Raw genomic sequence first — 21353 nt, forward strand, 5'->3', positions numbered from 1 at the left:
TTCCCTCTTTCGGCGCGGGCGGGCCGGATCTGAGCCGTCACTCGGTCCGCAGCGCCACCACCGGGTCGAGGCGGCCGGCCCGCTGCGCCGGCACCACCCCGAAAACGATGCCTACCACGGCGGACACCCCGAACGCGAGGGCCATCGACCACCAGGTCAGCGCGGCCGGAACCGGGGAGAGCCGGTCGACCAGGAGCGCGGCCGAACCGCCCAGCAGCATCCCGAGCACGCCGCCGGTCGTGGTCAGCAGGACCGCCTCCAGCAGGAACTGCACGCCGATGTCGCGGGGACGCGCGCCGACCGCCTTGCGCAGGCCGATCTCCCGGGTCCGCTCGCGCACCGACACCAGCATGATGTTGGAGACGCCGACGCCGCCGACGAGCAGGCTGATCCCGGCGATCGCGGCGAGCACCCCGGTCAGCACCCCGAGGATGTCGCCGAGCACGCCGAGGATCTGCTCCTGGGTGACCGCGGAGAAGTCGGTGTCCGGGTGGCGTTCGGCGAGTGTCCGGGTGACCGCCGCGCTGAGCTCGTCGATCCGGTCCCGGTCCGGGGCGCGGATCGCGAGGCCGTCGATGCGTTCGGTGCCGAGGAGCCGCTGCGCGGCGGTGACCGGTACGTGCACCTCACCGTCCCGGTCCACGCCGAGGCTCTGCCCGAGCGGCTCGAACGTGCCGATCACCCGGAACCGCACGCCGCCGATGGTGATCTGCCGGCCGATCGGGTCACGCTCGCCGAACAGGTTCCGGGCCAGCCCGGCGCCGAGGACCGCGACCCGGCGGCCGGTGCTCACGTCGGTCCTGGTCAGGTAGGCGCCCCGGTCGAGGCGGCGGACGAAGACACCGGGGGTGGTCTCGAGGACGCCCTGCATGCTGGCGAACCCGGAATTCTTCCCGGCCCGGACGGTCTCGCCGGAGCTGATCGTCACGGCGACCCGGGACCTGTCGCCGACCACCCGGGTCACCGCGTCCACGTCGTCCAGGGTGAGCGGCGAGGAGGTGGGCGCGGCGCCGGCTTCGAGCCGTCCGGGGACGACGATCAGCAGGTTGGAGCCGAGTCCTTCGACCTGCCGTTCGATCTGCTCCTTCGTGCCGGTGCCGATGCCGACCAGCGCCACCACGGCGGCCACCCCGATGATCACGCCGAGCATGGTGAGCAGGCTGCGCAGCCGGTTCGCCCGCAGCGCGTCGAGGGCCACCCGCCACGCCTCCGCGAGTCTCATGCGATCAGGCCGTCCCGCATGACGATCTGCCGCTGCGCCCGAGCCGCCACCGACTGGTCGTGGGTGACCAGGACCAGCGCCACCCCGTCGGCGTTGAGCGACTCCAGCAGCGCCAGCACCGACTGCCCGGTCGCCGAGTCCAGGTTGCCGGTGGGCTCGTCGGCGAGCAGCACCGACGGCCCGGTGACCAGGGCCCGGGCGATCGCCACCCGCTGCTGCTCCCCGCCGGACATCTGGTTGGGCCGGTGGGTCATCCGGTGCGCCAGCCCGACCCGTTCCAGCATCGCGGCGGCCCGTGCCCGCCGCTCCCGCCGCCCGACGCCCCGGTAGACCAGCGGCAGGCCGACGTTGTCCTGCGCGGTCGTCCGGGAGAGCAGGTGGAAGGACTGGAAGACGAATCCGATCGTGGTGTTGCGCAGCTCCGCCATCTCGTTCGGGCTGAGCGTCGACACGTCCCGCCCGCCGATCAGCAGGGTGCCGCCGGTCGGCCGGTCCAGCCCGCCGAGCAGGTGCATCAGGGTGGACTTGCCGCTGCCCGAGGTGCCGACGATCGCCAGGTAGTCGCCGGCCCCGACGGTCAGCGAGACGCCGCGCAGGGCCGGTACCTCGAGGCCGTCCAGCTGGTAGGTGCGGGTCACGTCCTCGGCCACGATCGCGGCGGTGGTGGCGGTCACGGCACCTCGTCGCCGGCGGTCACCTGGTCGGCGCCGGCGACCACGATCCGCTCCCCCGCGCCGACGCCGCGGACCACCTGGACGGTCTCGTCGCCCTGCACGCCCAGGGTCACCGGGACGGACTCGTAGCGGTCGCGGCGGACCGCCCAGACGGTGTCCCGGCCGTCCACGCTGATCACCGCGGAGGCGGGGACGGTGACCGCGTCGCCGGCCTCGCGGACCTTCAGGCGGATCACCGCGCTCATCCCGGGCAGCGGTCGTGGCGCGTCGTCGCCGGCGGCGCCGACGGAGAGGCGCACCGTGTACGACACCCCGCCGCGCGCCGAGGTGGTCGGCAGCAGGTCGGCGGAGCGGACGGTCGCCGGGTAGACCACGCCGGGCGCCGCGTCGAGTTCGGCCTCCGCCCGCACGCCCGGCTCGACGAGCAGCACGTCGGTCTCGTCCACGTCGGCGGAGAGTCCCAGTTCGCTGGTGTCGACGACGGTGAGGATGGGGGTGCCGGCGGTGACGTAGGCGCCCTCCGGGACGGCGCTGTCCACACCGGCCGGCTGTGTGACCCCGCCGCCTCCGCCTTCCAAGATCGTCGAGAGATCCGGGGTGGACGGCTGCGAGACGCCGCCGAACTGGACCGTCCCGCCGATCGGGGCGCGCAGCGACAGGGCCTGGACGGCCGCGTCCGCCAGGGCGTACGCCTGCTCGGCCTGCAGTCGTTGCGCCGCGCTCAGCGCGCCCACCGCCCGGCTCAGCGAGGCGACGCCGCGCTGCACCGACCGGACCGCCTCGCCGGCCGCCTCGGACGCCGCCGCGTACTGCTGCCTCGCCGCGGTGATCTGGTGTTTCAGCGCCTTCTTCAGCTCCGGATCGGCGATCTTGTCGGCCGCCGCGGAGGCGTGCTCGAACGCGTCGGCCGCCTGCTCGTCGGTGCGGTGCCGCACCGCGGCGAAGCCCGACGTCCCACGGGGGACGGTGACGACCTCCGACTCGTCAAGACTCCGCTCGGCGAGATCGCGCCGCTGCTCCAGCTCGGGTGAGTCGATCACGGCGAGGAGGTCGCCCTTGTCGACCCGGTCGCCGGACTCGACGCGCAGCTCGGTGAGGGTCCCGGCGGCCGGCGCGGTCAGGGTGGCGGCGGTCCGGGCGGTCACCGTCCCGGGCGCCTCGACGATCTCCTCGACGTCGCCGACGGCGGCCGTGCCGAGCCGGATCGCGCTGGGCTCGTCGTCACAGGAGGCGGCGGTCAGGGGAAGGAGCAGGAGGGCGGCGGCGGCGATGATCACGATGGGTGAGCGTCGGGACACAGAGGCCACTCTATGTCCTCATCGACGGAACGGGCCGCCCCCGATGCGGGGGCGGCCCGTGTGGATCAGGTGCCGGGACGGCGCCCGTAGACCTTCACCGTGGAGCCGATCTTGCCGAGGCTCCAGTACTTCTTGGCATCCTGCGGGAGCAGGTTGACGCAACCGTGCGAACCGCGCCACATGTCGTGGATGTAGGTGGTGGTCTGGTGGAAGCCACGTCCGCCGATGAAACGCTGCCAGTACGGCAGCCACACCTCGTACGGGTCCGACCACTCCTTCTTGGTCCGCTTGTTGATCTTGAAGGTGCCGGCCGGGGTCCGGTAGCCCTTCATGCCGGTCCGGGTGATCGTCGGCTTGACGTGCACCTTGCCGTTCTTCATCACGTACGTCGTCTGATTCTTCAGATCGACGCAGAACGTGATGCCCTTCTTCTTCGCCTTGCAGGCCGACGTCTTCGTCGACGCCAGTCGCTTGGCGACGTCGTAGGTTGTCGGGCCCGCAAGACCCTTGGCCGGCTGGATGCCGAACCGCTTCTGGAACTTGACGATCGCGGCACAGTCGGCGGCGGACTGCTTGCCGTCGACCGTGAGCGTCCCGTACCCGCCCAGCTTCTTGAGGTAGCCCTCGACCTGCTTCTGGTACTTGCCGGTCGCGCACGACGCGGCAGCCGCCTTGGTGACCACCGCGGTGGCCACGGACGTGGTCACCGGCGCTGCCGCACCGGCGCCCGCCGGCGTCAGCGCGAACGCGCCGAGACCACCGCCCACCAGCGCCGCCATCGCGGCGCCGATGAGGCGGGCGGAAACCCGTCTCACTGCCAAATCTGCATCCTCCCCAGGAGTTTCTGTCCGCACATCGAAGCACAGCCGTCCCACTTCCGGCGTACGGGGAAGGGCCGTGACACGAAACCGGTATGCCATCGGCACGCCGGTGACGCGCTTGAGAATCCGGGGAGTTGTCAGACCGTCAACGCGGAGTGGCGAAGTCCTGAACCCAGTACGGAGTGTCACCGCCGGCGATCGCCAATCCGACACCCATCTGCTCCAGCCGGCAGTCCAGGATGTTCTCCCGATGACTCGGGCTGGCCATCCAGTCGCCGACCACCTCGAACGGCGACTTCTGCCCCCGGGCGATGTTCTCGCCGTAGCGGCGCCACGAGTACCCCGCGTGACTGACCCGCTCGCCGGCCCGGTCGCCGCGCCCGTCCTCGTGGTCGAAGTAGTTGCGGCGCGCCATGTCCGCGGCGTGCCGGTTCGCGGCCTCGATCAGCCGCCGGTCCGCGGTCAGCGCGTCACAGCCGTGCCCGCGCCGGTTCTGGTTGACGAGTGCGAGGACCTCCTGCTGGACCGGGGCGGTGGGGCTGTCCGAGATGTCCCGCGCCGACACCGCGTCACGCGCCGTCCGCTCCAGCACCATCCCGCCCGGCTGCCGCGCCTGCACTGGTATCCCACCCGCGGCCAGCATCGCGGCGGCCGCGCAGGCCACCGTCAGAAGTCTCCGCATAACGTTGTCGATCCCGTCGATCAGGGCGTCCCGGCCGTTCCGCGACGCACGCCGGTTGACCAACGGCCGCTGATTCGCGCCGGACACTCGCCGCTTTCCGGCCCCTGAAGATCAACACCCTTCTCTGGTACGGGGTGAGCTGCGCGAACGTCGTTTCCCGGCAGCACACGCGTCGCACAATCGCACCGGAAAACCGGATCATTCCGTCTATCGGGGTAATCCGCTCAGGCGTTATTGACGGCCGCCCGGCCGGTCCCGATCCCTCCCCCGCCGCCGCTACTTTTTCGCGGTGCGAAATCGATACCTGGATCTTCTCCGCGCCGCCGCGATCATCCGGGTGATCGTCTATCACCACTTCGGATGGCCGATCCTGTCCATCGTGTTCCCGGCCATGGGCGTGATGTTCGCGGTGGCCGGCTCGCTCACCGCGGCGTCCCTGGCGAAGCGGTCCGCCGGGAGCGTGGTGACCTCCCGGATGCGCCGCCTGCTCCCCCCGGTCTGGCTCCTCGGCCTGGTCGCGGTGCCCGCCATGCTCTACGCCGGATGGCGGGGCGAGACCGGCGGCGAGCACCCGTTCCAGCCGTCCACACTGGTCTTCTGGCTGCTCCCGCTCGGCGACCCGCCGGGCAGCGACGCGGGGGCCTTCGTCTGGGACGCGCTCTGGTACGTCCGGACGTACCTCTGGCTGGTTCTGCTCTCCCCCGTGCTCTTCCCGCTGTTCCGCCGGGTGGGCTGGCCGCTGCTCGCCCTGCCGCTGCTGCTCATGGTCGTGCTGGAGCGCGGCTCGTTCGGGATGCCGGCGCCGGTCGAGTCGGCGCTGTGGGACCTCGCCACGTACGGCGCGTGCTGGCTGGCCGGTTTCGCACACCGGGACGGGCGGCTCGGCCGTACCCATCCGGTCCTGGTCCTCAGCGCCTTCGCCGCGCTCGCCGGCCTCGGCCTGACGTGGCTCGTCCAGGGTCACGAGGAGACCGGCTGGGACCTGAACGAGGTCTCCGAGGCGCAGGCGGTCTACTCGCTGGCGTTCGTCCTGCTGGTGCTGCGCTGGCAGCCGCCGATCGAGAAGCTGGTCGCGGTCCCGGCCGTGGACCGGCTGGTGAACCTGCTCAACGCGCGGGCCGTCACGGTCTACCTCTGGCACGGCGCCGCGATCGCCGCGGTCTGGCCGATCCTCGCCGCGATCGCGATGGAGGATCTCGGATCGTTCGAGGCTCCGGTGACGCTGGGGATCACGTTCGGGGTGACCGCGCTCGCCGTGGTGGCGTTCGGCTGGGCCGAGGATCTGGCCGCGAGACGCCGGCCGCGGCTGTGGCCGGCCGACCCGACGGCGGTCCGCCCCGCGCCGCCGCAGCCGGTTGGCCCGGCTGGCCCGGCTGGTCCGGCCGGCTCCTCGGCACCGGCCGGCTCGCGGAGTCCCGCCGGACCGGCGCCGGCCGGCTCGCCCGTCGTCCACCCGTCCGAGCCGGTCACGCTCGGTTTCCAGGCAACACCGGGGCTGCGGCTGACGCCGGGCGGGACCGACATGCCGGTGGCCGGGCGCCCGGTGCCGGGGTACGGGTTCGACGAGGCCGCGCCGCAGCACCAGGCCGGGTACGGCGGCGTGCCGTGGACCGGTCACTCCGGGGACGACGGCGCCCCCTGAAAGCCCGGTCCCGGCGCGAGGAGGGCGGCCACGCGCCGGGACCGGCCCGTCCCCGGCCGGGAAAGCACGCCACCTGAAAGCGAGCGAAGCTCACTGAAGCTGGCAATACGGTCGCTAGTCTGAGCTTTGTGGGAGGGCTGCAGGGGGAGGCAGTGGTCGGCGCTCGGGTGACAGCGCTGGTGTTCCACGCTGGGCCGCTGTACTGCGCGTTCCCCCTGGACGAGGTGGTCGAGACGATGCGGCCGCTGCAGACCCGGCCGCTCGCCGGGACGCCGCCCTACGTCCGCGGCCTGTCCATCCTGCGCGGCATGCCGTCACCCGTCGTCGACGTCACCCACCTGCTCACCGGGGAGCCCGGCGAGATCAGCCGGTACGTCGCGGTCCGGGCCGGCCGGGGCGTGGTGGCCTGCGCGACCGGGCCGGTCCTCGGCGTGCAGGAGGTCGAGGTGGAACCGGCCGAGGGGCCCACCGCCGCGCTCAGCGGCGTGGTGTCCAAGGCGCTGATCGCCGCGGTCGGGCGGATGGAGACCGAGCCGCTGGTCCTGCTGCGCGGGATCCGGACCGTCCCCGACGAGGTGTGGGAGGCCGCCGGCAGCACGGGGGCCGCCGCATGACGCGCGCGACGGACCTGAGCCGGTTCTGGGAGATCCTCGAGCGGCGCCTCGGGTGGACGCACACCGACCAGGACGGGACGCAGACCACGACCGTGCTCGCCGAGCGGGCCGCCGCGCACGGGCTGAGCGAGCGCGCCTACCTGGCCCGGCTGACCCGGGCCGGCTGGGAGAGCGAGACCACCGCGCTCGCCGACGCGCTCAGCATCACCGAGACCTACTTCTTCCGGCACAGCGACCAGTTCCGGATCCTGCGTGAGCAGGCCCTCCCCCAGCGGCTGGCGGCCCGCGCGGGACAGCGGGTGCTCCGGCTCATCTCGGTGGGGTGTTCGTCCGGCGAGGAGGCGTACTCGCTGGCCATCGAGGCGTACCGGGCCCGGCCGGGCAGCGACTGGATCGTCGCGGTGACCGGGGTCGACGCCAGCCGGCGGATGCTGGCGAAGGCGCGCGACGCGACATATCCCGAGTGGTCGCTGCGGGAGACCCCGGACGACGTGCGGCAGCGCTGGTTCCGCCGGTCCGGCGACGATTTCCGGGTGGCGCCGGAGGTGGTGTCCACGGTCCGGTTCGCCGAGCAGAACCTGGCCGAGGAGGCGCCGGACCTCTGGCAGACCGGCCGGTACGACGTGATCTTCTGCCGCAACGTGCTGATGTACCTGACCCCGGCCATCGCGGGCCGGCTGATCCGGTGGCTCACCGACGCGCTCGCGCCCGGCGGCTACCTCTTCCTCGGGCACACCGACTCGCTCGGCAGCGATCCGGACGGCCTGCGGCTGTGCCACGACGGCGGAACCGTCTTCTACCGGCGCGAGGAGGCCGAGCCGGACCGGCCGGCGCGGCCGCCGGAATCCGGGCGGCCGGCGGAATCCGGGCGGCCGGCGGAATCCGGGCGGCCGGCGGAATCGGGACCGGGATCGGACGCGGCCTCGCCGCCGCAGCGGACGCCGCCGGCACCGCGCCGGATGGAGACACCGGTTCGCCGGGTGGAGCCGACCGGGACACCGGCCTACGACCGGGCGCTCGGACTGCTCCGCGACGACCTGTTCAGCGACGCGCTGGACGCACTCGGCGACCCGGCCGGGATCCGCGAGCTGCTGCTGAGCGGCGTGCTGCTGGCCCAGTCCGGCCGGATCGACGAGGCCCGGGACGCCGCACACCGGCTGATGGAGATCGGCGGGCCGCACCCGGACGCGCATCACCTGCTCGGCGTCTGCCACGAGCTGGACTGCGCGGATCAGGCGGTCGGGCAGTACCGGCTGGCCGCGTACCTGGATCCGGGGTTCGCGATGCCCCGGCTGCGGCTCGGCCTGCTGGCCCGGCGGCGTGGCGACGGCCGGGGCGCGGTCGCCCACCTGGAACCGGCCCTCGGGTTGCTGGCGGCCGAGGACGAGGAGCGGATCGTGCTGTTCGGCGGCGGATTCGGGCGGCTCGCGCTGACCACGCTCTGCCGTACCGAACTGGAGGCCTGTGGGGTGCGGCGGTGACCGGGCCGTCGGTGGCCGACCGGGTGAGCCGGCTCCGCACCGAGTTCGACAGGTCGTTCGCCGAGCCGGCCCGGACCGTCGGCGCGGACAGCGTGGAGCTGCTCGCGATCGGGGTGGGCGGCCGGCCGTACGCCCTCCGTCTCGCCCAGGCCTCCGGCGTGCACCCGGACCGGCCGGTGACCGCGCTGCCCACCCCGGTGCCCGCGCTGCTCGGCGTGGCCGGGTTCGCCGGCACCGTGGTGCCGGTCTACGACCTGGCCGCCCTGCTCGGCCACCCGATCCCGGAACGGCCCCGCTGGCTGGTTCTGACCAGCGGCACGCCACCGCTGGCGCTCGCCTTCCACCAGCTCGACCACCACCTGCGGGTGCCGGTGACCGACGTGGTGGCGGGTTCGATCGGTGACGGCGGGCCACAGGCGTACCTGCAGGGACTGGTCCGGCTGCCGGACGGCAACCGGCCGATCGTGGACGTGCCGGCGACCCGCGCGCTCGTCCATCAGCTGGCCGGGCACCGGCCTGATTCTGAGGAGTCGTCATGATGGCCGGAAGCACCTACGGCCGGAAGCTGGCCTTCGGCGTCGCCATCACCATCGCCCTGACCCTGCTCTCCATCGGCACCGCGGTCGGGGCCCTGATCTTCGTGGTGAACTACAAGGACCGGGTCATCACGAACGCCACCACGAACCTGGTCGGCGCGGAGACGCTCGGGCGCACGCTGGAGACCCGGCTCGCCGACTTCCGCGGTTACCTGCTCTACCGGACCCAGGATTTCTCGGACGCGGCCGAGGCCGACCGCAAGACGTTCGCGACCCAGCTGACGGCCCTGCGCGCCGCGATGCCGGAGACCGCGCTGCAGACCATGCTCGACGAGGTGGAGCAGCTCGAGGCCGAGCACGCCGCGGCGGTCGCCCGGGTGATGGCGCAGCGGGCCGCCGGGGCGACCGTCGACGAGATCATCCGGGTCAACGACAACCAGTCCGTGCCGTTGCGGGAGCAGTTGCAGTCCGCGCTCGCGGACCTGATCGCCCGCGTCCGATCCGACCTGGAGACCGATCGCCGGGAGTCCTCCGAGCGGGCCAACCTGGCGATCACCGCGATCATCGCCCTGGGGGCGCTGGCCACGGCCTGTGCCGCCGCGGTGGCCTGGCGGCTGAGCCGGGACCTCAAGCGGGAGGTGGGCGCCGCGGTCGGGCACATCCAGAGCTCCTCGGCGCAGCTGGAGGCGGCCGCGTCGCAGCAGGTCAGCGGCGGCCGGGACCAGGCCAGCGCGATGAGCGAGATCACCACCACGATCAGCGAGCTGCTGATCACCTCGCGGCAGATCGCCGACTCCGCCCAACGGGTGTCCAAGATCGCGGAGGAGACCGAGGCGGCGGCCCGGGCCGGTGACGCGACGATCGATCAGACCCGCGCGTCGATCACGGCGATCCGTACCCAGGTGGACCAGATCGTGCAGCACATGCTGTCGCTCGGCGAGAAGTCGCAGCAGATCGGTTCGGTCGTCGACCTGGTCTCGGAGCTGGCCGAGCAGACCAACATCCTGGCCATCAACGCCACCATCGAGGCGAGCGGCGCGGGCGAGTGGGGCCGGCGGTTCGCCGTGGTCGCCGAGGAGATCCGCAAGCTGGCGGACCGGACGGCGGCGTCGGCCAAGGAGATCCGGGCGCTGATCGAGGACGTGCGCGGGGCGGTCAACACCACGGTGATGGCCACCGAGATCGGGGCGAAGGCGGTGGACTCCGGCGCCCGGCAGTTCAACGAGGCCACCAACTCGTTCCGCGAGATCGTCAAGCTGGTCGCCACCACCAACGACGCCACCCGGGAGATCGAGCTCTCGACGAAACAGCAGACCACCGCGGTGGAACAGGTGAACGTCGCGGCCGGCGACACCGCCCGGGTGTCCCGGGAGACCGAGAGCAGCGCGGTGCAGACGAAACAGACCGCGGCGCATCTCACCGCACTCTCCGGTGATCTGCTCGAACTCGTCGGGTCCGGAAAGCACTGATGGCTCGCGACCCGCTGCGCTACTTCCGGCTCGAGGCCCGGGAACTGATCGACCAGATCAGCGCCGGCGTCCTCGACCTGGACCAGCGGCCCGGCCCCGAGCCGGTGGGCCGGCTGCTGCGCGTGGCGCACACCCTCAAGGGCGCGGCCCGGGTGGTGAAGCAGAAGGAGATCGCCGACCGGGCGCACGCGTTCGAGGAGATCCTGGTGCCGCACCGGACGGGCGACAGTCCCCTGGCGGCCGAGGAGATGCGGGAGCTGCTCCGCCTCAACGACGAGATCCTGGCGCACGTCGCCGAGATGGAGACGCCCGGACCGCCGGACGAACCGCCGGCCGTCCCGGACGCCCCCGCCCCGCCGGTCGCGCCGGCCATGCCGGAACCGGAGGCCGTCGTGCCCAGCCGGGCGTCCTCCAGCGACCTGGACGAGTTGCTCGACGCGATCAGCGAGACCAGCGCCCAGATGGCCCCGATGCGCGAGGGCTGCGGCACGATCGAGCGCCTGCACCGCTTCGCCGAGACGCTCGCCGACCAGCTGCGCACCGGCGATCCCGCCGCGGCACGGACCTCCGCGGTCCGGCTCGCCGGCGAGATCGGCACGGCGAGCCGCCGGTTCACCGACGCAGCCGATCAAATCGAGCGCGGACTCGACGACGTCCGGGCCAAGGCCGAGGCTCTGCGGCTGGTGCCGGCCGGCACCATCTTCACGGCGCTGCGCCGGGCGGTGCGCGACGCGGCGGACACCGAGGGCCGGAAGGTACGGTTCGTCACCCACGGCGCCGACATCCGGATGGGCGCCCACCTGCTCGGCCCGGTCAGCGGGGCGTTCCTGCACGTGGTGCGCAACGCCGTGGCGCACGGCATGGAACCGGAGGAGGTGCGGCTCGCCGCCGGCAAACCGGCCGAGGGCACGGTCACGGTCACGGTGGAGCGGCGCGGCCGGTGGGCGGTGTTCCGCTGCGTGGACGACGGGCGCGGCTTCGATCTCGCGGCGCTGCGGCGGACCGCCACCGAGCGCGGGATGCTGGGCGAGAGCGAGCAGGCGCCCGCCGACCAGGAGCTCCTCGATCTGGTGCTGCGCGGCGGCATCAGCACCTCGGCGCAGGTCACCGAGGTGGCCGGGCGCGGCATCGGGATGGACGCGGTCCGCGACGTCGCGGCGCAGCTGCACGGTGAGGTCGACGTCCGCAGCAGGCCCGGCGAGGGCGCCACGGTCGAGCTGACCATCCCGCTCACCCTGCTCAGCATGACCGGGCTGATGGTCGAGGCGGGTGGCTCCAGCGCGACGGTCCCCCTGGACGCGGTCCGCGGATGCCTGCGGCTGAGTGCCGCGGAGGCGGCCGCCGCCGCCGCGAGCGGGCAGATCCTGTACGACGGGAGCGCCGCCCCCTTCCTCCCCCTCGCCGAGGTGCTCTACACCGGTGACACGGTCCCCGACACCCCGGGCACCGGCGCCGCGATCGTGGTCGACTGCTCGACCGGCACGTTCGCGGTCGGGGCGGACCGGCTCTGCGGGACCTCGGCCCTGGTGGCCCGGCCGCTCCCGGAGCTCGCCCCGGCCTCCCCGGTGATCAGCAGCGTCTCGATCGAGGCGGACGGCCGCCCCCGGCTCGTGCTGGACCCGGAAGGGCTGGCCTCGGTGGTGCTGCGCGGGCACCACACCAACCCCCGGACGGCGGGCGCCTCGGCCACGCCGCTGCCGATCCTGGTGGTGGACGACTCGCTCACCACCCGGATGCTGGAGCGCAGCATCCTGGAGTCGGCCGGGTACGAGGTCGAGCTCGCCGCCTCCGGCGAGGAGGGCCTGGAGAAGGCCCGCGGCGGCCGGTACGGGCTGATCCTCTCCGACATCGACATGCCCGGCATCGACGGCTTCACGCTGGTCGAGCGGATCCGGGCCGACCCGCGGCTGGCGGCCGTCCCGTGCGTGCTGGTCAGCTCGCGGGCCGGCGCCGAGGACCGGGAACGCGGCCGGGAGGCGGGCGCCGACGCGTACGTGGTCAAGGGCGAGTTCGACCAGGAAGAGCTGCTGGCCCACATCCGTCGACTGGTGGTGCGCTCATGATCCGGGTTCTGATCGTCGAGGACTCCCTCACCATGCGCCACCACCTGCGGGAGGCGCTCGCCCCGGACCCGGAGCTGCAGGTCGTCGGCGAGGCGGTGGACGGCGAGCGGGCCGTCGAGCTGGCCGGCCGGCTGCGCCCCGACGTGATCACGATGGACATGATGCTGCCCGGCATCAGCGGGCTGGATGCCACCGAGCACATCATGGCCGAGCATCCGACGCCGATCCTGGTCGTCTCGTCGGCGGACCGGCAGGAGCTGTTCAGCACGTACAACGCGCTCGCCGCCGGGGCGGTGGACGTGCTGGAGAAGCCGCGCGGCGACGACTCGGACGCGGACTGGGGCCAGCGGCTGCGCACCACCCTGCGGATGGTCTCCCGGATCCGGGTGATCACCCATCCGCGGGCCCGGCTGGGCGGCCGGGCCCGGCCCGCGCCGGTGGCGGTGACGTCCGCGTCCACGGCGCCGGCCGCCGCGGCGGCGCTCAGCGTGGTCGCGATCGGCGCGTCCACCGGTGGCCCGGGCGCGCTCACCACGCTGATCCGCGAGCTGCCGCCGAACTTCGGCACCCCGGTCCTGGTGGTGCAGCACATCGCGGCGAGCGAGCAGTTCGCGGTGGCGTTCTCCGACTGGCTCGCCGGGCAGACCGGCCGCAACGTGCGCTACGCGACCGACGGCACCCCGATCAGCCGGATCGGCGGCCAGGTGCTGCTCGCTCCCCCGGACCGCCACCTGTACGTCCGGGACAAACTGCTGCGGCTCAGCGACGGGCCGCCCCGGCACTCCTGCCGGCCCGCCGTGGACGTGCTCTTCGAGTCGGTGGCCGCCGAGTTCGGCTCGACCGCGGCCGGCTGCCTGCTCACCGGGATGGGCCGGGACGGCGCGGCCGGGCTGCTGCAGATGCGCAACCGGGGCGCGATCACGTTCGCCCAGGACGAGGGGAGCTGCGTCGTCTACGGCATGCCGCGGGAGGCGGCGCTGATCGGCGCGGCCGTGCACGTGCTGCCGCCGGGGCGGATGGCCGCCCGGCTCGCCGAACTGCATCCGGCGGTGTCCCGGCGATGACACCGACCGTGCTGATCGTCGACGACAGCCTCACCGTGCGGATGGACCTGAACGACGCGTTCTCCGACGACGGCTTCACCACCATCCTCTGCGCCACCGGCGCGGAGGCACGGGCCGCGTTCGCGGCGTCGGTCTTCGACGCGGCGGTGCTCGACGTGGTCCTGCCCGACGCGGACGGCCTGGAACTGCTCACCGAGCTGCGCGGCTGCCGGGCCGGCGTGGTCACCATGCTGCTCTCCAGCGAGCACGAGGTGGCGGACCGGCTGGCCGGGCTGCGGATCGGCGCCGACGAGTACGTGGGCAAGCCCTACGACGCCGGGTACGTGGTCGCGCGTACCCGTCAATTGCTGGGTGAGGCGCCGCAGGCCGCCGGGCACACCACCGTGCTGGTGATCGACGACAGCGTGACGTTCCGCGAGCAGCTGCGTGACCTGCTGGAGCCGGAGGGGTACGCGGTGCTGACCGCGGCCAGCGGCGAGGACGGCCTGCGGATGGCGGCCGACCGGCGGCCGAACGCGGTGATCGTGGACGGCGTGATGCCGGGCATCGACGGCGCGACGGTGATCCGCCGGATCCGGCTGGACCCGGCGCTGCGGGACACCCCGTGCATCCTGATGACGGCCGCCGACGACTACGCCACCGAGATGCAGATGCTGGAGGCCGGCGCCGACGCGTTCGTCCGCAAGCAGCAGGATCTCGCGGTGGTCCTCGCGAAGCTGGCCGCGGTGCTGCGGCAGAGCGCGGAACAGCTGCCGATCGAGTCGATCGGCAGCCTGCACGGTCCGGGCAAGGTGCTGACGGTCAGCCCGGAGCGGACCGAGCGGGAGCGGTGGGCGGAGTCGCTGCGCACCGAGGCGTACGACATCGTGCAGGCCGGCGGCATCGACGACGCCCTGGAGCTGCTGGCCGCCCAGCCGGTGGACTGCATCGTGCTGGGCCTCGACGGCGACCTGGAGCTGGCGAAGGCGACCTGCCGGCGCTTCCGCGAGGTGCCGCAGGTCGGCGAGCTCCCGATGATCATGACCGGGCCGGAGGACCGGATGCTCGACTGCCTGGCCGCGGGCGCCGACGACTACGTCCGGGACAGCGACGTGCCGGAGGGCCTGCGGGTGCACGTCCGGGCGCAGATCCGCCGCAAGCAGTCGCACGACGAGGCCCGGCGGATCCGGGAGGAGCTGATGCGCCGCGAGCTGGACGCCGCCGAGGAGCGCGCGGCCCGGCACCTGGCCGAGACCCGCGCCGCGCTGGTCGAGGAGCTGGAGTGGCGCAACCGGGAGCTGGAGGCGTTCTCCGGGTCGGTCTCGCACGATCTGCGCGGGCCGCTCCAGGTGATCAGCAGCTTCGCCGAGCACGTGCTGGACGAGGAGGACGGCGAGCCGCTCGGCGAGGCGACCCGGCACCGGATCACCCGGATCCACGCGGCCGCGCTGCGGATGGCCGATCTGGTGGAGTCGCTGCTGATCCTGGCCCGGGCGAGCCGGGGCGACCTGCGGCGGGAGACCTTCGACATGACCGCGACGGCCCGTCAGGTGATCGGCGAGGTGGCGGCCCGCGACCCGGACCGGACGGTCGCGTTCACGGTGGTCGAGGGGATGACCGCCGACGGCGACGAGGGCCTGGTCCGGGTCATCCTGGAGAACCTGATCAACAACGCGGTGAAGTTCAGCCGCAAGGTGGAGAACCCGGTGGTCGAGGTGGGCGCCGAGGAGGACCGGTTCTACGTCCGCGACAACGGCGCCGGTTTCCCGTCCGAGCAGGCCGGGCAGCTGTTCCGGCCGTTCGCCCGGCTGCACGACGCCCGCGACTTCCCGGGCACCGGCATCGGGCTGACGACGGTGCACCGGGCGGTCGAGCGGCACGGCGGGGAGATCTGGGCGGAGAGCACCGAGGGCAAGGGCGCCACGTTCTGGTTCACCCTGCCCCCGGAGCACCCCGCCCCGCGCCGCTCCTGACTCAGTTGCCGACGACCAGGCCGTCGGAGATCACGGTGGGGCGGCCCTTGGTGCCCAGGACCTCGATCATGATCTTGTGCTTGCCGCTGGTGAGGTTGCGGGTCCAGACCGCCTGGCGGTAGGCGTTCTTGGCGGACTTCAGGTCCAGCGTGCTCACCTTCTTGCCGTCGACGTAGATCGCCACCTTGCCGGACTTCGGGGTCTTCATGAAGGTCAGCGCCGCGGTACGGCCGGTGAACGACCAGGTCAGCTTCCGCCCCTTGCTCGACGCGGAGAGCGCCTTGCCGCTCAGGTGGGCCTTGTTCTTCACGGTGGTCCACGTGCCGGTCTTCTTCGCCGAGGTCTCCGGGACGATCGCCAGCTTGCGCCCGATCTGCGCGGTCCTGGTGTTGCCGGCGACGTCGCGGGCCGTCACCGCGTACGTGGTCGTGCCGGGTTTGACGTTGACGTTCCAGCCCTTGGCGGACGCGCCGAGGGTCGCGGCCCGCGGCTTGGTCACGGTGAACCCGGCGAACGCCGCGTTGTCCTTCGCCGACAGCGTCAGGGTGACCGGCACCGACGTGGCGTTGTACGTTCCGGGACGCAGGTTGACCGCCATGCCCGCGGTCCAGGCCGGCGCGGTCGGGTCACCGATGACGGTGACGCCGAACTGCGCGGTGCCGCCGGTGGCGTGCACGCCCCGGACGATCACGCTGTGCCTGCCGGCGGCCAGGGTGACCGTGGCGGACCGGGCCGAGCCGGCCGGGGAGGCGACCTTCTTGTTGTCGACGTAGATCTCGAAGCGCGCGATCTTCGCGGTCGGGGTGGTCACCGCCCAGGACACGGTCGCGGTCTTCTTCGTGTAGTAGACGCTGCCCTGCTTGGTGGCGCCGGTGATCCGGCTCAGCGCGAGGCCGGTGATCTGCTCGGACGCGAGGGCCCGGATGGCCGGCAGGCGCGGGTAGAGATTCTTGCCGGGGCAGGCCGTGGCGTCGCCGTCCATGTGCCCGGCGATCCGGTTCAGCGTCACCCAGGCGCCCTCGGCGAACTTGCCGTTCGTGGCGCCGGCCTGAACCTTGGCAGTGCTGGTCGGGCTGTAGTTGTACTTGCCGAGCCGGGCGGCCGCCACCTGCGCGAGGGTCTTCTCGATCGCGGCGTTCGACTGCAGCGGGACCTTGCCGGTCTTCACGTCGCCCTCGAAGTCGCCGATCACCGCGATGCCCGCGTAGTTGGTGTTGAAGCCCTTGGTCTGCGCGCCGACGACCGGGTTCTCCACGCCGCCCTTGCGGCCCTCGAAGAGCTTGCCGCACTTGTCGACCAGGTAGTTGTAGCCGATGTCGGAAAAGCCCTTGCCGTTCACGTCGTTGCTCTGGATGCTCTTGACGATCTTCCAGGAGTCGGCGCAGTTGTAGTCGTTGCCGGTCGCGGTGTGGTGCACCCAGAGCACCCGGACCTCCTTGGCCACCTCGATCGACTTGACGATCGACTCGTCGGCCTGCCAGCCCGCCCGGTTGACGTACGACGGGAACTGCGCCTTCACCGGCGTGGTGGAGGTCGGCACGGCGTTCGCCGTGACCCCGGCCGACGACGGCTTCGCGCTCGTCGCGGCCGGCGCCGTGGTGGCGGTGGTCGCCGCCGGCGCGGGGGTCGTGGTGGCGACCGGCGCGGTCGTCGTGGCCGGCACGGCCGCCGGGGTCGTGGTGGTGGCACCCGTGGTCGGCTCGGCCCCCGGCGCCGTCGTGGTGGGATCCACGGTGGGGGTGTCGCTCGGCTCGGCGGACGGGCTCTCGGTCACCGCCGCGCCGCCGCCCCGGCCGCCGCTCTCCTCACCCGGATCGGTCAGGTCCAGGCGCAGGCCCGCCGGCAGACCCGACCCGCCGCCGACGACCCGCGCCGCCACGCCGTCGGACAGACCGGCCCAGAGCGGCACGGTTCCCCCGCGGAGCCCCGGGTTCCCGGCCTCCAGACCGTCCGGGCCGTCGGCCTCGCGCTGCAGCGTCTTCCAGACGCTCCACCTGCCGGAGGCGGCGCTGCGGGTCTTCACCTGGATCTCGCCCTGCGGCACCGCGGCCGGGTCCGACCAGCTGACGCCGACCATGCTGAACCGCTTGGTCTTGCGCTCCGGCAGGTCCACGTCGCCGCCACCGGACGACGCCGCGATCTCGACGGTGTTGAAGGCCGTCTTGATCTTCGGAGGGGCCGCGGACGGGTCCGGCGGCAGCACCGTGACCTGCTCCGCCACGACCGACGCACCCGCGTCGCCGCTGTCCGGCCAGGCCAGCACGGCCACTCCTCCGCCGGCCGCGAGCACCGCTGCCGCGGCGCCCACTCCGATAGCGAGCCGTCGATTCATCAGCGCGGTCCCCCATGCAGTTGAAGATCTTGCGGGCGTGAACGCTACCGGACCGTCCGCTCGCGCACCTCCCCGGATCGAAGGATCGTTATCTGTGACTTCACGCTCACTCCGTGCCGAGCGCCGCCACCGGGCTCACCCGCGCGGCACGGCGGGCCGGCAGCATCCCGGCCAGCGCGGTCAGCGCCACCAGCACGAGGAACACCGCGGCCAGCTGCCACACCGGCAGCGTCAGCGGCACGGTCACGCCGGTGGTCTTCAGGGCCAGCCACGCGTACGGGACACCGAGCAGGATCCCGAGGGACGCGCCGATCACCCCGTACAGTGCCGACTCGGTGGTCAGCATGGTGCGCAGTCCGGCACGGGACATCCCGACGGCACGCAGCAGGCCGGACTCGCGGACCCGTTCCACCACCGACAGCGCCGTGGTGGCGCCGACCCCGACGATCGCGATCAGCACGGTCAGCCCGATCAGGACCAGCGCGATCGCCAGCAGCACGGTGAGCGCGCTGGTGACCTGGTCCCGTTCGTCGGCGAGCACCGTGACGCCGGCGCCGCTCTGTCCCGCCGAGGTCTGGCGCAGCGCCCGCAACCCCGCGGTCCGCGCCTGTTCACCGTCGCGGGCGGCGTCGGCGAGGATCCCGGTCGGTGCCGCCGAGGCGCCCAGCCCGGTCAGGTCGGCCGGGTCCAGCAGCAGGCCCGCGTGCAGCGGCGCCATGTCGGTGAGCACCGCGGCGACCCGCAGCCGGACCTCCCGGCCGCCGGCCGAGGCCACCAGCGTGTCACCGGTGGAGAGCCCGGCCAGATCGGCGACGAACCGGGCGATCACCACGCTGCCCGGCCGCAGGTCGCCGACCGAGCCGGACGCCGAGGAGAGCTCGGCCATCCGGGGCAGCGCGCTCGCCGCCACGTCGGTGGCCGCGACGTCGTCCAGAGCGGAGGTGTCGTCCCGAGCGGACGCGTCGTCCCGAGCGGAGGCGCCGGCGACCCGGACCGCGGGGACCCGCCGGTACGGGGTGACGTGGGTCAGATCGGCGCTGGTCCGCAACCGGTCGGCGATCCCGGCCGGCAGCGACGCCCCCTCACCCGCGGTGAGCTCGAAGTCGGCCGGCGCGGAGGCGGCCAGCTCCCGTTCCGCGAGGGTACGCACCGACGCGCCGCCGACCAGCACTCCGGCGATCATCGTGACGCCGAGCGCCACCACCACCGCGACCGCGGCGGCCCGCCGGGCGCTGCCACCGACACCACCGACAGCGAGCCGGCCGACCGGGCCGAGCCGGCGCAGCGGCCAGCCGGCGACCGCCAGCACCGGCCGGACCAGCGCCGGTCCGAGCGCGATCAGCGCGAGGAACGCGAGTCCGCCGGAGCCGACCACGGCCAGCAGCAGCGGCAGCGGGTTGTAGTCCTCCGGATCCGGGCCCGGCAGGTTGACCACCACCAGCCCGGCCACGGCCGCCGCGACGAGCGCCAGCAGCAGGCCGGTCACCCAGCGCGAACCGCCGATGCCGCTCCGGGCGCCGGTGGTGGCGGCGCTGCGCAGCGCCTCCAGCGGCGCGACCCGGGACGCGGAGATCGCCGGCGCGCCGACGGCCACCAGGGTGATCAGCACGGCGAGGGCGACGGTGCCGAGGGCGGCGGCGATCGGGAAGCCCGGCGCCGACACGGTCCAGCCGAACACGCCGAGCAGGGCCGGGAGCCCGTGGCCGGCCGCGAGCGCGGCGAGCACACCGGTGACGCCGGCGATCAGGCCGGTCAGCAGCCCCTCGGCGGCCAGCGCGCGGGCCAGCGCGGACCGGCCGGCGCCGACCGCGCGGAGCAGGGCCAGCTGGCGCATCCGCTGGGCGAACACGATCCGGAACGTGGACGCGGCGATCAGACCGGCCGCGATCACCGCGACCGCGACGAACGCGCCGACCACGGCGAAGACCTGGTCCACCTCGCTCGCCGCCGTGCGGGCCTCGTCCAGCCGGACGTCGGCCCCCGTGACCACCTCCGGCTGCACCTCCTGACCCTTGCCGGCGGCGACCAGCCTGGTCACCGCGCCGGCGACGGCGCCCTCGTCGGCCCCGCCGTCCAGGCGCAGGTCGATCTGGTTGAGGAGATCGCTCCCGGCCAGCGTGGCCACGGTGCTCGTCGATGCGTACCCCTGGGATCCGAAATCGTCGCGAACAGCGACGATCCCGACCACCGTGAGTGGCGCCGTCCTGCCCTCGCCGGTGCCGGCGCGCACGCTCGCGCCGAGCGCGAGGCCGAGCCGCTCGGCGGTGCGCGGCGTGACGGCGATCTGGCCGGGGCGGTCCGGGAACGTCCCCTTCTCAACCGTGAGCACGCTGAGCGGGCCGCTGCCGGGATCCGAGATCAGGCCGAGGTAGTCGCCGTTCACCTCGAGTCCGGCCTCGGCCCGGCCGGTCGCCTCCGCGACACCCGGCAGCGCCGCGATCCGGTCCAGCTGCCCGGTGGTGATCGTGCCGTTGCGAACCACCAGGCCGACCGCCTCCGGGGTGCCGCTCAGGCCGTTCAGCACGCTGCGCTCGGTGATCTGCTGGGCGAGCACCGTCGCGTAGACCACGAACGCGGCGACCAGCACCGCCAGGCCGGTGAGCAGCATCCGCGCCGGTCGGCGGGCCACCCCGGCGAGCTGGGTACGCAGCACCGCGTTCATCGGGCGGCCGCCAGGTTCTGCAGCGCGTCGGTGACCGAGGCGATGTCCGGGCGGTCGATCTCGCCCGCCAGCCGGCCGTCGGCGAGCAGCACGACCCGGTCCGCGTACGCCGCCGCGCCCGGATCGTGGGTGACCATCACGATGGTCTGGCCCAGATCCCGCACCGAGTCACGCAGCAGGTGCAGCACCTCGGCGCCGGAGCGGGAGTCCAGGTTGCCGGTCGGCTCGTCGGCGAAGAGCACCTCCGGACGCGACACCAGCGCGCGGGCCAGCGCGACCCGCTGCTGCTGGCCGCCGGAGAGCTCGCTGGGCCGGTGGGTGAGCCGGCCGGCCAGGCCGAGCGAGGTCACCAGGCGGTCGAACAGCTGCGGGTCGGGAGTCCGCCCGGCCAGGTCCAGCGGCAGCGTGATGTTCGCGGCGGCGGTGAGCTGCGGCAACAGGTTGAACGACTGGAACACGAAGCCGATCCGCTCCCGGCGGGCGCGGGTCAGCACCCGGTCCGGCTGGCGGGTCAGGTCGGTCTCACCGAGCAGCACCTGCCCGGAGGAGGCGGTGTCCAGCCCTGCCAGGCAGTGCATGAGCGTCGACTTGCCGGACCCGGACGGGCCCATGATCGCGGTGAAGCGGCCCCTGTCGAAACCCACCGTGACCCCGTCCAGCGCGCGCACCGCCGTGTCGCCCTCGCCGTACACCTTGACCAGGTCCACGGCCGCGACCGCCGTGTGTCCTACCACCTTCATCTGCATGCGAGGCAGCCTGTTCGATCCGTTCGGCTGCGGCATCGGCCCGCGGACCGGGTTCCGGCCGGGCCCGGGTCTGCCTTTCGGCCGATGGGGACGCC

General features: G+C 73.4%; 16 protein-coding genes. 8 read left to right on the forward strand and 8 right to left on the reverse strand.

Annotated features, from left to right (window positions below; genetic code table 11):
- Positions 1 to 37 precede the first annotated feature (37 nt).
- The 5 genes from AMIS_RS25720 to AMIS_RS25740 all read right to left on the reverse strand — a co-directional run bounded on the left by AMIS_RS25720 (position 38) and on the right by AMIS_RS25740 (position 4697).
- Positions 38 to 1222, reverse strand: coding sequence for an ABC transporter permease (locus tag AMIS_RS25720; protein ID WP_014445342.1), 1185 nt, complete (start codon positions 1220 to 1222; stop codon positions 38 to 40).
- Positions 1219 to 1896: an ABC transporter ATP-binding protein gene (locus AMIS_RS25725; RefSeq protein ID WP_014445343.1), complete on the reverse strand. Its 678-nt coding sequence runs from the start codon at positions 1894 to 1896 to the stop codon at positions 1219 to 1221. Before AMIS_RS25725 ends, AMIS_RS25720 begins: the two co-directional genes overlap by 4 nt.
- Positions 1893 to 3194: an efflux RND transporter periplasmic adaptor subunit gene (locus AMIS_RS25730; RefSeq protein ID WP_014445344.1), complete on the reverse strand. Its 1302-nt coding sequence runs from the start codon at positions 3192 to 3194 to the stop codon at positions 1893 to 1895. Before AMIS_RS25730 ends, AMIS_RS25725 begins: the two co-directional genes overlap by 4 nt.
- Positions 3195 to 3259: 65 nt before the next feature.
- On the reverse strand, positions 3260 to 3973 hold the full coding sequence (locus AMIS_RS25735; RefSeq protein ID WP_014445345.1) for a L,D-transpeptidase family protein: 714 nt from the start codon (positions 3971 to 3973) through the stop codon (positions 3260 to 3262).
- A gap of 187 nt (positions 3974 to 4160) precedes the next feature.
- Entirely contained in the window at positions 4161 to 4697 is a 537-nt protein-coding gene (locus tag AMIS_RS25740; RefSeq protein ID WP_197537971.1) for a CAP domain-containing protein, read from the reverse strand.
- 289 nt (positions 4698 to 4986) lie between these two features.
- Here AMIS_RS25740 and AMIS_RS25745 point away from each other — a divergent pair, with 289 nt between their 5' ends.
- The 8 genes from AMIS_RS25745 (at position 4987) to AMIS_RS25780 (ending at position 15518) form a co-directional block, all read left to right on the forward strand.
- Positions 4987 to 6339: an acyltransferase family protein gene (locus AMIS_RS25745; RefSeq protein WP_014445347.1), complete on the forward strand. Its 1353-nt coding sequence runs from the start codon at positions 4987 to 4989 to the stop codon at positions 6337 to 6339.
- Positions 6340 to 6467: 128 nt separating this feature from the next.
- On the forward strand, positions 6468 to 6953 hold the full coding sequence (locus tag AMIS_RS25750) for a chemotaxis protein CheW (RefSeq protein ID WP_231859083.1): 486 nt from the start codon (positions 6468 to 6470) through the stop codon (positions 6951 to 6953).
- Positions 6950 to 8434, forward strand: coding sequence for a CheR family methyltransferase (locus tag AMIS_RS25755; protein WP_014445349.1), 1485 nt, complete (start codon positions 6950 to 6952; stop codon positions 8432 to 8434). Before AMIS_RS25750 ends, AMIS_RS25755 begins: the two co-directional genes overlap by 4 nt.
- The gene (locus AMIS_RS25760; RefSeq protein WP_014445350.1) at positions 8431 to 8973 is read left to right on the forward strand and encodes a chemotaxis protein CheW; all 543 of its coding nucleotides are present in this window, start codon (positions 8431 to 8433) and stop codon (positions 8971 to 8973) included. Before AMIS_RS25755 ends, AMIS_RS25760 begins: the two co-directional genes overlap by 4 nt.
- On the forward strand, positions 8970 to 10439 hold the full coding sequence (locus tag AMIS_RS25765; protein ID WP_014445351.1) for a methyl-accepting chemotaxis protein: 1470 nt from the start codon (positions 8970 to 8972) through the stop codon (positions 10437 to 10439). Before AMIS_RS25760 ends, AMIS_RS25765 begins: the two co-directional genes overlap by 4 nt.
- Positions 10439 to 12502, forward strand: coding sequence for a hybrid sensor histidine kinase/response regulator (locus AMIS_RS25770; protein WP_014445352.1), 2064 nt, complete (start codon positions 10439 to 10441; stop codon positions 12500 to 12502). The genes AMIS_RS25765 and AMIS_RS25770 overlap by 1 nt, the downstream gene beginning before the upstream one ends.
- Positions 12499 to 13566, forward strand: a complete 1068-nt coding sequence (gene cheB / locus AMIS_RS25775; RefSeq protein ID WP_014445353.1) for a chemotaxis-specific protein-glutamate methyltransferase CheB — start codon at positions 12499 to 12501, stop codon at positions 13564 to 13566. The genes AMIS_RS25770 and cheB overlap by 4 nt, the downstream gene beginning before the upstream one ends.
- Positions 13563 to 15518: a response regulator gene (locus AMIS_RS25780; RefSeq protein WP_014445354.1), complete on the forward strand. Its 1956-nt coding sequence runs from the start codon at positions 13563 to 13565 to the stop codon at positions 15516 to 15518. The genes cheB and AMIS_RS25780 overlap by 4 nt, the downstream gene beginning before the upstream one ends.
- A gap of 1 nt (position 15519) precedes the next feature.
- On the opposite strand, the gene AMIS_RS25785 is transcribed toward AMIS_RS25780, so the two are convergent.
- The 3 genes from AMIS_RS25785 to AMIS_RS25795 form a co-directional block, all read right to left on the reverse strand.
- Complete coding sequence (locus AMIS_RS25785; protein ID WP_014445355.1) at positions 15520 to 17850, reverse strand: N-acetylmuramoyl-L-alanine amidase; 2331 nt, start codon at positions 17848 to 17850, stop codon at positions 15520 to 15522.
- A gap of 106 nt (positions 17851 to 17956) precedes the next feature.
- The gene (locus AMIS_RS25790) at positions 17957 to 20512 is read right to left on the reverse strand and encodes an FtsX-like permease family protein (RefSeq protein WP_014445356.1); all 2556 of its coding nucleotides are present in this window, start codon (positions 20510 to 20512) and stop codon (positions 17957 to 17959) included.
- Positions 20509 to 21258: an ABC transporter ATP-binding protein gene (locus tag AMIS_RS25795; protein WP_014445357.1), complete on the reverse strand. Its 750-nt coding sequence runs from the start codon at positions 21256 to 21258 to the stop codon at positions 20509 to 20511. Before AMIS_RS25795 ends, AMIS_RS25790 begins: the two co-directional genes overlap by 4 nt.
- Positions 21259 to 21353 lie beyond the last annotated feature (95 nt).

Source organism: Actinoplanes missouriensis 431 (genome assembly GCF_000284295.1).
Lineage (GTDB): Bacteria > Actinomycetota > Actinomycetes > Mycobacteriales > Micromonosporaceae > Actinoplanes > Actinoplanes missouriensis.